Source organism: Pseudomonas sp. PME37.24/025, assembly GCF_055556615.1.
Window position 1 is genome coordinate 1 of record NZ_JBVHNK010000021.1, and the last position, 12989, is coordinate 12989.

Consider the following 12989-nt stretch of genomic DNA (forward strand, 5'->3'; position numbering starts at 1 on the left):
CGAAGAATGCACCGCGGTTTTTCAGGTATTACGCGTCATCGTTCTTCGCGGGCAAGCCACGCTCCCACAGGTTCTGCAACTTAACTACCCGACATTGGGGCTTGCCCAATCGGATTTGCCTAGGCAGAATCCGCTCCGTCCTAGGGGAGTAGTCTCCCACGAGCGCCATGCTCGTCCGGCATACGTCAACATACTTGGTCCTCAGACCATGGCGTATGCGACCCAAGCGTCCGCATCAGACGGATCGCAGGGTTTGACAAGACCTATGACACGAACACCTTACCCGGGGCGGGAAGGCTGTACGTGTCATAGCCGTGTCGACCCGCCCCTTAGGAAAACCCTGATGATGCTGGACTCTCTGCTCGTTCCCACCGCAATCGTTGCCTTGGCCGAAATCGGCGACAAGACGCAACTGCTCGCGCTCATTCTCGCTGCCCGCTTTCGCAAACCCTGGCCAATCATCGCCGGCATCGTCGCCGCGACCCTGGCCAACCATGCGGCAGCCGGTGCGGTAGGCGCCTGGTTCGGTAGTTTCTTCTCGAATGCGACGTTGCACTGGATCCTCGCCGCGAGCTTTACCGCCACCGCGCTGTGGACGCTGGTGCCGGACAAGATGGACGAAGATGAAGCCAGCACCGCCCGAAAATTCGGGCCATTCCTGACCACGCTGATTGCGTTCTTCCTCGCGGAAATGGGTGACAAGACCCAAGTCGCCACCGTGATGCTTGCCGCGCAATACCCGGATCTGTGGCTGGTGATCATCGGCACTACCGCCGGGATGTTGATTGCCAACGTGCCGGTGGTACTGGCAGGTAACTTTGCGGCGGACAAACTGCCCTTGACCCTGATCCGTCGACTGGCGGCATCGGCGTTCCTGATTTTGGCAATTGTTGCGGTGTACAAGGCGATGGAGAGCAGTGGGTGGGTTTGACGCGGTAGGTCAGTAGTACCGCGTCATCGTTCTTCGCGGGCAAGCCACGCTCCCACAGGTTTTCGGTCGATTACATCATTTGTGTATGGCACAAAACCTGTGGGAGCGGGCTTGCCCGCGAAGGCGTCAGCGGCATTAACGCCTATCTGTCAGGATTTCTTGGCTTTTTCATATAACGGCATGACTTTAGGAATCGCCGCCTGCAAGGCAGCAATCCGACTGGCCGACGCCGGGTGCGTGCTCAAAAACTCTGGCGGCGCACCATTCGAGGCTTTGCTCATTTTGTTCCACAGGGTGATCGCCGCGTTCGGGTTGTACCCGGCGCGGGCAGCCAATTCGAGGCCGATCAAGTCTGCTTCGTTTTCATTGCCGCGACTGTTGGGCAAGGTCATGCCGTATTGGGCTACGGTGTCCGCCAGGGCCAGGCTGCCCTCGCCCAGACCGAACAACGCACCAGCACCCTGCTTGGCCATTTCGATACCGTAAGCCTTGGACATCGCTTCGCGACCGTGCTCGCGCAAGGCGTGAGCGATTTCATGGCCGATGATGGCGGCGATTTCGTCGTCGGTGAGTTGCAGGGTGTCGATCAGCCCCGAGTAGAAAATGATCTTGCCGCCAGGCCCGCAGGAGGCATTCAGATCGTCGCTCTTGATCAAATTCACTTCCCATTGCCACTGGGCCGAATCCGGACGGAACACCGGCGCCTGGGCAATCAGCCGCTTGGAGATCGCCTGAACGCGCTTCGCATCGTTACTGGTTTTGTCCAGCACCCCTTTGCTGCTCGCCTCACCGACGGTCTTTTGATAAGACTGGGCGTACATCTGATTGACCTCAGAGGTCGACAACATGCTGAACATGTATTGCTTGCGCTCAACGCCCACGGCGCCACCGCTGGTGGTGTTGACCGACTGACAACCGGCGAGCAGCAAACTTGCGCTCAGTGCACACAAAACCAATGTCTTATTCATCAAGAAGCTCCCTGGAAACATGCCGCGTATCCTAGGTGGGGATTTGTATCGGCGCCAGATACAACGGACGTGTAACACGTACATTTCAGACAAAGCCCTTATCACCGTAGGAAAAATTTCATATAACGGCGCCCGCCACGGCCGATCACGGTCAGCAATGATTCATTTACGACATCCAGCACTCCAAAACAGCCAATTCATCATGGGTCGTTCATGACCTTCCAGCTTCCTGCCGATACAGCACCGCAGACGTCCTCTTGCGTGCGGAGCACCCATGAAATTCAAGTCGATCCAGTTTTCCGTTGCCGCCCTGGCCGGCGCCATTGTGCTCAGCGTCGTTGCAGCCCTGGTGCTGTACGCGCTTTTTTCCGGCGCCAAGACCCAAGATATGGTTCAGCAACGGACTCAGGCGCAGTTCGAGCAAGTCATCGAACAGCGCCTGACCTCGCTGGCGCAAACACAGGTCAGCCAGATCCAGCGCGAACTCGAAGCACCGCTGCTGATTGCCGGCGGCCTGGTGCGGGTGAATGCGTTGATCGGTACCCCCGGCGCCGATGGTCAGCCACAGTTGAGCCTGAGCCGTGAGCAACTGATTAGCCTGATTAAGGAAAACGTCGCCCGGAACCCGAAAATTCTCGGCACCTACATCGGTTGGGAAAAAAACGCCCTCGACCACAATGATGCGGCCTACGTCGACACCCCTGTGGTCGGCATCGACGCCAGCAACGGGCGCTTCCTGCCGTGGTGGTTCCGCAACGAAGACGGCAGCCTGGGCCTGGACAAACTGGTGGACGTCGACGACCAGAAAACCCTGTCCACCGGTGTGCGCGCCAGCGAGTACTACCTGTGCTCCAAGGAAACCAAAAAATCCTGCGTGATCGATCCGGCGCCCTACAAGGTCGGCGACAAGATCGTCATGCTCGCGTCTTTCATTGAGCCGATCATGCTCAATGGCGCGTTCCAAGGCATCGTCGGCGCCGACCTGTCGGTGAACTTCATCCAGGAAATGCTCCTGGGGGCGAATCAGAAACTGTACAGCGGCGCCGGGGAAATGGCCCTGATCGGCGGTAATGGCCGGATCGTCGCCTACACCAAGGACCCGAGCAAATTCGGCGAAAAGGTCAGTGACATCCTCGACAGCAAGCAGATTGCCAACATGGCCAATCTCAAGCACGGCGAAGTGACTTACAGCGTCGACAAGGCCCAAGGCCGGATCGAGTTGTACTTGCCCTTCGGCATTGGCCAGACCGACGCCCGCTGGACCTTGATGCTGCAATTGCCGCTGAACGCGGTGATGGCTGATCTGCAAAAGCTTCAGGGTGATCTGGACGCACAGCGCAAATCCGACACCTTTGGCATGGCCATGGTCGGCCTGTTGATCGCTGGTATCGGTTTGTTGGTGATCTGGCTGGTGGGCCACGGCATTGCTCGACCACTCAAGCAAATGGTCGCGATGCTTGATGATATTGCCCAGGGCGAAGGCGACCTGACCCGTCGCCTGAGCAGTGACCGCGCCGACGAATTGGGCTCGATCGCCAAAGGCTTCAACACCTTCCTCGCCAAGTTGCAGGCGATGATCACGCAAGTGGTGACGTCGGTGCAGAGCGTCAGCGACTCGTCGGAACACACCGCTGACATTGCCATTCGCACCAACATCGGCGTGCATAAACAAATGGCCGAGATCGATCAGGTCGCGACCGCCGTGCACGAAATGACCGCCACCGCCCAGGATGTCGCGCGCAATGCGACCCAGGCCGCGCAAGCCGCCAGCCATGCGGATCAGGCAGCGGCGCAGGGCATGCAAATCGTCCGTGACACCTCGAATTCAATTGGCGTACTGGCGGTGGAAATCGGCAAAGCCGTCGGCGTGGTGCAGACCCTGGCCAAGGACAGCGAAAACATCAACGCGATCCTGACGGCCATTCGCGGCATCGCCGAGCAGACCAATCTGCTGGCCTTGAACGCGGCCATCGAAGCCGCCCGTGCTGGTGAGCAGGGTCGTGGGTTTGCAGTGGTGGCCGATGAAGTGCGCAACCTGGCGCAGAAAACCCAGAAGGCCACTGAAGAAATCCAGACCATGATCCAGCATCTGCAGCAAGGCACCCGCGATGTGGTGCGGGTCATGGAAGACAGCCAGAACCGCACCGACGAAAGCGTGCAACACGCGGCGAAAGCCGCCGAGGCGCTGGAGACCATTACGCAAGCGGTGTCGGTGATCAACGACATGAACACCCAGATCGCCAGCGCTGCCGAGGAACAGAGTGCGGTGGCCGACGACATCAACCGTAATGTGATCAACATCGGGCAAGTGGCCAATGAAGTGGCCGGTGGGGCGGATGAATCGAGCGCGGCCAGTGCGGACTTGACCAAGTTGGCGGAACAGCAGCGGCGGTTAATCAATCAGTTCAAGGTTTAAAACCGCCGGAAGGTCCTGCGGACCTTATCGCGAGCAGGCTCGCTCCCACAGGGGATGTTCTGTGACCACAATATTTGTGAACTCTGGAGATCCAATGTGGGAGCGAGCCTGCTCGCGATGGCTTCAGCCCAGACACCCCATCAACCCGGAGTCAAACACTCCGGCCCATTGAGCTTCGGATCATTCACCAGGTTCGCCAGCACCCGCTCACGCAACGCCGCGGGTTCACTGGCCAGCAACGCCTGCAACGCATGCAACGGCGTTTCGGGGTTGAGCCAGGCTTCCTGCCCCGCCGCATCGAGAATCAACGGTCGACGCTGACTCGAGGCCGGCTGGGTAATCACCGCCGTACTCAGCCACACCTGCTCCTGCACCGGATACGCCTCCCAGATCGCCGCGAAGAACAGCGCCGAACCCTCCCCCGGTGTCAGCCAGTACGGACGTTTGCGGGTGGTGCCGCGCCATTCGTAGAAACCATTGGCCGGCAGCAGGCAGCGACGCAGGCGCAAGGCTTCGCGAAACATCGGTTGTTCGGCAACGGTTTCGGCGCGGGCATGGGCCGGAGTGCGGGACAGGTCGGTCAGCCACGGCGGCGTCAGGCCCCAGCGGGCGCGGGCCAGCTCGCGTTGCCCGTCTGCGCCGGCACGCAGCATCAACACCGAATCGTTGGGGGAAATATTCCACTGGGCCTGCTGATCGGCGGGGAATCCGGGCAGGGCCGCGAAAGCGGGGTTCCAGCGAAACAGGGCATAACGTCCACACATGGGGCAATACGACTCTTGATCTAACGAACGTCAGCCTAACAGACCAGCGTGCCGGGAAAACTGTCCGGTTCATCGCCGGACAGCGGCAGCGCGGCATTGTACGCGGTGATCAGCTCCCGGGCGTATTCGGCCTGGTCATTATCCACCGATAGGCCCAGCAGGCCGAATATCGGCAGCTCCCCGGTGCCGCCGATCAAATCCCGGCCTACCAGATGCGCCTCGATACCCTCACTGGCGAGCATGCCTTGCAGCAATTCGCCTTCCATCAGGTTTTCCGGTTCGTAGATGCGCTGCATAGACCCTCACTCGTTTTCACTGTGAACTTCGAGCAACCATTCATGACCGTCAGTCTGCAAAACAAAAGTAATGGGACGGCAACACACAGGACAATCTTCGATATAGGTCTGATCGCCGCCGGACAAGTCCAGAACAGCCTCGACCTCTTCACCGCAATACGGACATTCATAGCGCTCGGTTTCCAGCATCGCGGTCTCCCAAGTGACTTGTGCGTATAATCGCCGGTCTATTTGCAGGGCTATTTTCGTCTGGCTACCTTTTCAGACCGTGCCCCGTTGGTTTTTTATCAAAACCTTTACTTACCCTAGCCGTTTCTAACAAGAGAGCATGATGGGCGAATTCGATGCCATCCGACCTTACGACGACAGCGAAGTCCCAGCAGTGCTGAACCGGCTGCTCGGCGACAAGGCGTTTCTAGATATCCTCATCCACTTCCGCTTCCCGCGCTATGCCGGTGCCTTCGGCTGGATGCTCAAGCCTCTTATAGCTCATCGACTGCGCCGTGAGTTCGCCGGCATCACGTCGGTGGCCACATTGCAGGACAAAGTCGAGTTTTACGTCGACCACACCATCGAGCGTGCCACGGACGGTGTGACGTACACCGGCGTGGAGCAATTCAAGTCCGGCAGTGCCTACCTGTTCATCGCCAACCACCGTGACATCGTGATGGACCCGGCCTTCGTCAACTACGCCGTGTACCACGCCGGCCTGCCGACCCCGCGCATCGCCATTGGCGACAACCTGCTGCAAAAGCCTTTTGTCAGCGATTTGATGCGCCTGAACAAGAGCTTCATCGTGCACCGTTCGATCACTGGTCGCCGGGAAAAAATGGCGGCGTATCAGTTGCTGTCGGCGTACATCAACCACTCGATCCGCAACGATTGCGCCTCGATCTGGATCGCCCAGGCTGAAGGCCGGGCCAAAGACGGCGACGATCGCACCGAGTCGGCGATCCTCAAGATGTTCCACATGAGCCGCAAGGACGAGCCGTTCGGCGAAGTCATTCGCTCGCTGAACCTCACCCCGGTGTCGATCAGCTACGAATACGACCCGTGCGACCAGGCCAAGGCCCGCGAGCTGTACATCCGCGCCACCACCGGCAGCTACACCAAGGTGCCGGGCGAGGATGACGTCAGCATCGCCAAAGGCATCACCGGTTACAAAGGCCGGGTCCACGTGAACTTCGCCGCGCCGATCACCGAACTGTTCGAAGACACCAAGCAATTGGCGATCGAAATGGACAAGCAGATCCTCAGCGGTTACCGGTTGTTCCCGGCGCACTACCTGGCGTATGCGCAGTGGAAAGACGCCGACCCGCAACTGCAGGTGCCGAAAGCGGCCGAGGTGTTTGCGGCTGATGAACTGGCCAAGGCCCAGGAAGAATGGCAGCGTCGGCTGGATGCCTGCCCTGAGGAGCATCGTCCGTTCCTGGTGCTGCAATATGCGACGCCGGTGCGCAATCAGTATCGGGTGAAGGCCGGGTTGCCGCTGTAAGGCAATGACTGGATACGACAACGGCGCCTTCGGGCGCCGTTTTTGTTTGTCTTGGATGCGGTAGATCAGTCAGGCACTGTACCTGTGGCGAGGGAGCTTGCTCCCGCCCGGCTGCGCAGCAGTCGTAAAATCAGCGCTCGCGGTGTATCTGACACTACCAGGGTGACTGGTTTGGGACCGCTTCGCAGCCCAGCGGGAGCAAGCTCCCTCGCCACAGGGGCTTGTGTCAGATCTTCAGACGCGAGTGCTGATCCACGACACCAGCAACGCCATCCCGAGGCAGGCAAACCCGAAGCGATAGAAAAACCGGTTCATGCGCAGGGTCGCCCAATCCAGCGTTGGCTCTTCACTGGGACGACGTTGGCGCTGCGCTTCGATACTGGCCAGGGCGCGCTGTTCGCGGCGACGGGTGGCGTGCAGCAACCAGCCGCCCGGGAAGGCTAACAGCAAGGCCAGCAAATTGATCAATTTGGCGGGATGAGCGGTAAAGAGCGAAATCAAATGCAGCGACATCACAAACCTCAGGCAAACCGGTGTAGCAGACGCCGGACCGACGACCACGGCGCAGATTCTACCGAAAGCGCTCCGACCTGCCCCGGCTTTCCGACAAATAACGAAACCATTTAGTCGATTACTGTCCTGTGTCACGACGCCGTCATCTGAATCCGCCAGTCTGTCGCCCCTCGAAACCGACACGGACTCCGTCATGCTCCACGCCGAAAACCAGGACCGCCTCTACCTCATTGCCCAAAGCGACGAACAACAAACCTTAGTCGGCAGCCTCGCCTTCAACGTACAGGACCGGCATTGGCTGGTGTATTGCGCGCTGGGCGGGCATCAACATGCGGATTTGCCGGAAGCGGATTTGCTGACGGGGGTGAGTGTTCTGGATTTTTATTCGGAGGCGGCTTGAGCGTCCTACAAACGCAGTGATTGAAAGGGAAGATTCCGACAGGTTTTGAAGGTTGTCGCTCGGAAATGGGGTGGATAGGCTTTGGGGGTCGCTGCACATCAGCGACCGGGCGTCGCGGCCTGAATTAGCTTACTTGGTGCATAATCACCGGCCCCAATCGACGTTCCTGTCGTTTGGTCTCATGGTGGCTGTGCGCGGGATACCTTCGGGTATGCCGAGTTTCCAAGTAGCTCGGTCCGCGAACCTGCGTACAGCTGCCACCCTCCATCGCGTCGCGGCGATCAGTGGCAGCTCCATTACTTACTTGGAGCTTCATCATGTTCAAAGAAACACCGAATCCCCCGGAAACCGACGACGTTTCCCCCTACGAATCCCTCGATTCAACAAAACTCCACGACGCCGCTAACCGCGCGCTCGATCACTACCTCAACCCAGCCGCCCTCAAATCACCCGTGGCCCGCAAACCGAGCACGATGTATATGGTTGCGCCGGATATCAAAGACGAAGACCTGTTGGCCCATACCTGTGAATCGTTGGCCCAGGCCAGTGTGATGGCGAGTGATTTTGCGGGGTATCTGGAAGGGCCGCACCGGCACACGGCGATGGCGATTCAACAGATCGTCATGCTGGCAGAACTGGCGGTGAACCGGATGCTGGATAACGTGGGCGTACCAAAACCCGCGCCACACAGCTAATCCCCCTGTGGGAGCGACCTGTGGCGAGGGGGCTTGCCCCCGTTGGGCTGCGAAGCAGCCCCAAAATCTCTGATACACCAAAGATCTTGTGAGTGCTACGCACTCAAACGGGGGCAAGCCCCCTCGCCACGGCCTCGCTCCTACAATTGAACCGTGTACATCTGCGAGAGATTGGTCGGCTGTCAGGCCGCCATCGCGGGCAAGCCCGCTCCCACAGTAGAGCGGCGTACACCCGCCCCTCACCACTCGACAGGCCGAGCGTTAGCTCGCCTGCCGCTTTTGATCTTGCTTTTGATTTTGATCCACCCGCCCCTTCGGGAGGCTGAGCGGAGGTGTTCATCTGGGGATTGGCGCGCAGCGCCGTTCGACGCACTCGAACCCATCGCATGTAGGTCGTAGCGAAGCAGACCGTAGGGCGATGCCCCCAGATGGATACCGGAGCGAAGGAACGCCGAGCCTTAGCGAGGGGCCGGACGCTTGGGGCGAGCGTTTTTTGCTTCCTTTTTTAGGCGCTTGTAAAAAAGGGAGTCGCCGTAAGGGCGAAACCATAAGCCGCCGTTACCGCAGCAACGGATATGCACACAACCCAACCAAAACATGGTCGGCCCAAAGGCCGCCATCGCGAGCAGGTTCGCTCCCACAATGAATCTGCAGGCACAAAAAAACCCGGTGCCATCACTGACACCGGGTTATTTAAACAAGCCGCAAACCGTTACTCGGCCAGCACCTGACCAATCGTCGGGTCCTTGAACAAGCGGGTCAACGCATCACTCAAGACATCACTGACCAGCTTGGTATTGGTTTCCTGATTCGGCGCCATGCCAAAACGCTGATCCAGCGACGCACCGTAACGACCGCTGTAACGACGGTTGGCATTCTGCACATCCGAACGGAACGTCGCGCCAATCGTTGCCTCAGTCACATACAGGCCTTCCTTGGGCGACTGATACTTCAGCTCGGCCAGGGTCACCGTCAATTGCGGTGCATTCAGCGCATTGGCCGTCGGGGTAAAGCCCAGCAAGCGCACGGCCGCTTCAGCCTGAGCCTGCAGCTTCGGCAGAATCTGCGCGCCCTGCACGGTGATCGCGCTGGTCTCCGGATACAGGCCACCACGAGTCCCCAGCGTTGGCGACGGACGACCGTCCACCACACGCACCACCACCGGCTGGCCACGGCCGACCGGCGCCAGCTGAGCTGTCAGCTTGGGTTCCGGGTTCAGTTGTTGCGGGCTGTGGGCGCAGCCGACGAGGGTCAAACTGGTCACAGTGATCAAACCGAACAACAGGCGTTGCAACATGCTCTTCTCTCCAGAATCAGGCACAAACAGTACCCGCAGTATAGCGGTGCGCCACTGCGGCGAACTAGCTTCGAACAACGATTACTGAAATCTCTGACAAACCCGGCACAGAGCGGTTCCTGTCACACATCTGTCATCGCCCAGACACAGGCATGTCATCGCTCACTGGCAAGCTTCACGACAGTCACCCACAAGGTACGTTGCCATGCGTGTTCTCATCTCCCTGTTCGCGCCACGCCCACTGCATCGTTGCTTTGCCCTGCTCGACCGCGATGGCCGTTGCCAGGCGTTCAAACAGTGCAGCCTGCAGCCCATGGGCGATGGCTGGGTCGAAATCGAAGAAATCCGCCTCAACTGGCTGCACCATCCCCTGCCCGCCAGCGCCCGTGTCAGCCAGCACCAGCCACGTGCTCGTGCGCAACAACTGTTGACCACCTGACCGGACGCCTAATAAAAGTCATTAAACACGACCATTTCCCTGCGTTTCTTCGTTACAATCTCCCCCCGATTATAAGGACGTCTCCTGATCGGGCCTCGCAGCATCGTCAATGCCTCGGTATTGACACCCCCGCACCGCCCACAGAGAGCCGCCCACACAGATCGAGTGAAGCTGGCGCGCTTGCTGTTCCCTAAGCAAAAACACCACTTTTCGCGAATCTGCAGAGCTGTCATTACGCTAGGTCACTGAGCTGTTTGCCCGTTTTGCTTGTCATGTACCCCATGGCGGCAATCCATCCGGGCACGGTGCCAGGCTGGGACAGCCCTTTTTTGAGGTTCACGTCTTCAAAAGAGCGTGAAAAAAACGGGTTTTCACAACTTCACAAGAGTGTGGCGAGCAAATGAATAGTTTTGCGTCTGAACATGCACCATTAGCGTCTGAAACAGCCCAACGACACAGGACCGAGTATTCCTCGAACACCGGAGCCTGAAGCCTGTCCGCTACGGATTTGGTTGCACAAACGGATGTCTCGACCATAAGTCGAATTGCCAGCCGCGTGCCGAAATGAGTTCATGTGACTCTTGAGGCCAGGCTGCATGCATCCGTCGAAGTTGCGAAAAATTGCGAAGATTCGGACATGGCGATCCTGGCCATGGGTACCTGGGGCATCACTGACACGCCCCGTCACTCCTGGCAGCTATGCCGACAATTTGGTGCTGCAGATTTTGGAGACGCGTTAAATGGCGCATAACGAAGCAGTCGACGTAGTACTGGTTGGGGCCGGCATCATGAGTGCCACCTTGGCTGTACTGCTCAAAGAGCTCGACCCCGCAATCAAGCTGGAAGTCGTCGAGCTGATGGATTCCGGTGCCGCGGAGAGTTCCAATCCGTGGAACAACGCCGGTACCGGTCACGCCGGGCTGTGTGAGCTGAACTACACGCCACAGGCCGCCGACGGCACCGTCGACATCAAGAAAGCCGTGCACATCAACACCCAGTTCGAGGTGTCGAAGCAGTTCTGGTCCTACCTGACCAGGAAAGGCACGTTCGGCTCGTGCAAGTCGTTCATCAGCCCGGTGCCGCACCTGAGCTTCGTGCAGGGCGACGACGGCGTCTCCTTCCTCAAGGAACGTTTCAAGACGCTGAGCAAACACCACGCCTTCTCGGATATGGAATACACCGAAGACAAGGCCACCATGGCCGAGTGGATGCCGTTGATGATGCCGGGCCGCCCGGCTGACGAAGTCGTCGCCGCCACCCGCGTGATGAACGGCACCGACGTCAACTTCGGCGCCCTGACCAACCAATTGCTCAAGCACCTGACCAGCGCACCTGATGCCCAGGTCAAGTACTGCAAGCGTGTGACGGGTCTGAAGCGTAACAACGGTGGCTGGACTGTCAGCATCAAGGACGTCAACAGCGGCAATACCCGTGACGTCGATGCGAAATTCGTGTTCCTTGGCGCCGGCGGTGCTGCACTGCCACTGTTGCAAGCTTCGGGCATCGAAGAAAGCAAAGGCTTCGGCGGTTTCCCGATCAGTGGCCAATGGCTGCGTTGCGACAACCCGGAAGTGGTCAAGCACCACCAGGCCAAGGTCTATAGCCAGGCCGCCGTGGGTTCGCCACCGATGTCCGTGCCGCACCTGGACACCCGTGTAGTCGATGGCAAGAAGTCCCTGCTGTTCGGACCTTATGCCGGCTTCACCACCAAGTTCCTCAAACACGGTTCGTTCATGGACCTGCCGATGTCGGTCCGCGCCGGCAACATCGGCCCGATGCTGGCCGTGGCCAAAAACAACATGGACCTGACCAAGTACCTGGTCAGCGAAGTGATGCAGTCGATGGAGCAGCGTCTGGATTCCCTGCGTCGCTTCTACCCTGAAGCGAAAGCCGAAGACTGGCGCCTGGAAGTGGCCGGCCAACGGGTGCAGATCATCAAGAAAGACCCGAAGAAAGGCGGCGTTCTGCAGTTCGGTACCGAATTGGTCGCAGCCAAGGACGGTTCCCTTGCGGCCCTGCTCGGCGCATCCCCAGGCGCTTCGGTGACTGTTTCGATCATGCTTGAGCTGATCGAAAAATGCTTCCCGAACAAAGCCTCCGGCGAATGGGCTGCCAAACTGGCGGAAATCTTCCCGGCTCGGGAAAAGGTTCTGGAAACCGACGCTACGCTGTATCGCAAGATCAATGCGCACAACAACGTCGCGCTGGAACTGGTTGAAGCCAGTAACGAGACCGAAAGCTACGCTTGATTCGGCCTAAAAAAACGCCCTGTCCTCATTGAGGGCGGGGCGTTTTTTTATGTGCGGTGAAACAAGCTTTGTGGCGAGGGAGCTTGCTCCCGCCGGGCTGCGAAGCGGCCCCAAAATTCTGCGAACGGCGGAGATTTTTGTGAGCGCTGCGCACTCAAGCGGGAGCAAGCTCCCTCGACACAAATGCCGGTGTGTTGACGTTAACCGCGAGCCTTGCTGATCAGCTCGATGTACTCGGCGGCGTTGCGCTGATCCTGAATCAGGGCAACGAAGTCATTGTCGTGCTCATCCTTGCCATCCAGGTCATAGCCGGCTTCAACAAAGAACGTCAGAAAACGCTCGAAGTCATCGATGCGCAGGCCACGGTAGGCCTTGATCAGTTTATGCAGCGACGGTGAAGTGGCGTCGACCGGCTCAAAATCGAGGAACAGCTTGATCTGCTCATCGCCGATCTCGTCACCAATCACTTGCTTCTTATCTTTACGCATTGCCGACTCCAGCTCGCAGACATTTCACGGGGCGGGCA

The 12989-nt window shown here is 58.9% G+C and carries 14 protein-coding genes and 1 riboswitch; of the genes, 7 read left to right on the forward strand and 7 right to left on the reverse strand.

Annotated elements, in window-relative coordinates; translation table 11 throughout:
• Positions 1-130: 130 nt before the first annotated feature.
• A riboswitch (yybP-ykoY riboswitch) is annotated at positions 131-255 on the forward strand.
• A 91-nt stretch (positions 256-346) separates the two neighbouring features.
• Positions 347-931 (forward strand): TMEM165/GDT1 family protein, encoded by a 585-nt coding sequence (locus ACZ3HH_RS27945; protein WP_032836242.1) that lies wholly within the window; start codon positions 347-349, stop codon positions 929-931.
• Positions 932-1080: 149 nt separating this feature from the next.
• Here ACZ3HH_RS27945 and ACZ3HH_RS27950 read toward each other — a convergent pair whose 3' ends face one another.
• A complete protein-coding gene (locus ACZ3HH_RS27950) occupies positions 1081-1899 on the reverse strand; it encodes a M48 family metallopeptidase (protein WP_465809555.1) in 819 nt (272 codons plus the stop codon).
• Positions 1900-2173: 274 nt separating this feature from the next.
• On the opposite strand from ACZ3HH_RS27950, the gene ACZ3HH_RS27955 reads away from it, so the two are divergent.
• Positions 2174-4315: a methyl-accepting chemotaxis protein gene (locus ACZ3HH_RS27955; RefSeq protein ID WP_465809557.1), complete on the forward strand. Its 2142-nt coding sequence runs from the start codon at positions 2174-2176 to the stop codon at positions 4313-4315.
• 140 nt (positions 4316-4455) lie between these two features.
• On the opposite strand, the gene ACZ3HH_RS27960 is transcribed toward ACZ3HH_RS27955, so the two are convergent.
• The 3 genes from ACZ3HH_RS27960 to ACZ3HH_RS27970 are packed head-to-tail and all read right to left on the reverse strand — an operon-like array spanning position 4456 to position 5564.
• Positions 4456-5079 (reverse strand): SOS response-associated peptidase, encoded by a 624-nt coding sequence (locus ACZ3HH_RS27960; RefSeq protein WP_038981601.1) that lies wholly within the window; start codon positions 5077-5079, stop codon positions 4456-4458.
• A 35-nt stretch (positions 5080-5114) separates the two neighbouring features.
• Positions 5115-5375 (reverse strand): putative signal transducing protein, encoded by a 261-nt coding sequence (locus tag ACZ3HH_RS27965; protein ID WP_465809559.1) that lies wholly within the window; start codon positions 5373-5375, stop codon positions 5115-5117.
• Positions 5376-5381: 6 nt separating this feature from the next.
• A complete protein-coding gene (locus ACZ3HH_RS27970; protein ID WP_052967976.1) occupies positions 5382-5564 on the reverse strand; it encodes a CPXCG motif-containing cysteine-rich protein in 183 nt (60 codons plus the stop codon).
• Positions 5565-5706: 142 nt separating this feature from the next.
• Here ACZ3HH_RS27970 and ACZ3HH_RS27975 point away from each other — a divergent pair, with 142 nt between their 5' ends.
• Complete coding sequence (locus ACZ3HH_RS27975; RefSeq protein WP_465809562.1) at positions 5707-6870, forward strand: 1-acyl-sn-glycerol-3-phosphate acyltransferase; 1164 nt, start codon at positions 5707-5709, stop codon at positions 6868-6870.
• Positions 6871-7104: 234 nt separating this feature from the next.
• Here ACZ3HH_RS27975 and ACZ3HH_RS27980 read toward each other — a convergent pair whose 3' ends face one another.
• Positions 7105-7383, reverse strand: a complete 279-nt coding sequence (locus ACZ3HH_RS27980) for a hypothetical protein (protein WP_465809565.1) — start codon at positions 7381-7383, stop codon at positions 7105-7107.
• A gap of 193 nt (positions 7384-7576) precedes the next feature.
• Between ACZ3HH_RS27980 and ACZ3HH_RS27985 the strand changes: the two genes are divergently transcribed.
• Positions 7577-7783: a hypothetical protein gene (locus ACZ3HH_RS27985; RefSeq protein WP_030129737.1), complete on the forward strand. Its 207-nt coding sequence runs from the start codon at positions 7577-7579 to the stop codon at positions 7781-7783.
• 317 nt (positions 7784-8100) lie between these two features.
• Positions 8101-8478 carry a DUF6124 family protein gene (locus ACZ3HH_RS27990; RefSeq protein WP_465809567.1) on the forward strand — a complete coding sequence of 126 codons (378 nt, stop codon included), beginning with the start codon at positions 8101-8103 and terminating at the stop codon, positions 8476-8478.
• Positions 8479-9190: 712 nt separating this feature from the next.
• Here ACZ3HH_RS27990 and ACZ3HH_RS27995 read toward each other — a convergent pair.
• Positions 9191-9775, reverse strand: coding sequence for a YajG family lipoprotein (locus tag ACZ3HH_RS27995; protein ID WP_007905851.1), 585 nt, complete (start codon positions 9773-9775; stop codon positions 9191-9193).
• 205 nt (positions 9776-9980) lie between these two features.
• Between ACZ3HH_RS27995 and ACZ3HH_RS28000 the strand changes: the two genes are divergently transcribed.
• Complete coding sequence (locus tag ACZ3HH_RS28000; RefSeq protein WP_367372913.1) at positions 9981-10214, forward strand: hypothetical protein; 234 nt, start codon at positions 9981-9983, stop codon at positions 10212-10214.
• Between the two features lie 740 nt (positions 10215-10954).
• Positions 10955-12463, forward strand: a complete 1509-nt coding sequence (gene mqo / locus ACZ3HH_RS28005) for a malate dehydrogenase (quinone) (RefSeq protein WP_465809570.1) — start codon at positions 10955-10957, stop codon at positions 12461-12463.
• 200 nt (positions 12464-12663) lie between these two features.
• Here mqo and ACZ3HH_RS28010 read toward each other — a convergent pair whose 3' ends face one another.
• Positions 12664-12951 (reverse strand): PA4642 family protein, encoded by a 288-nt coding sequence (locus ACZ3HH_RS28010; protein WP_465809572.1) that lies wholly within the window; start codon positions 12949-12951, stop codon positions 12664-12666.
• Positions 12952-12989: the final 38 nt, after the last annotated feature.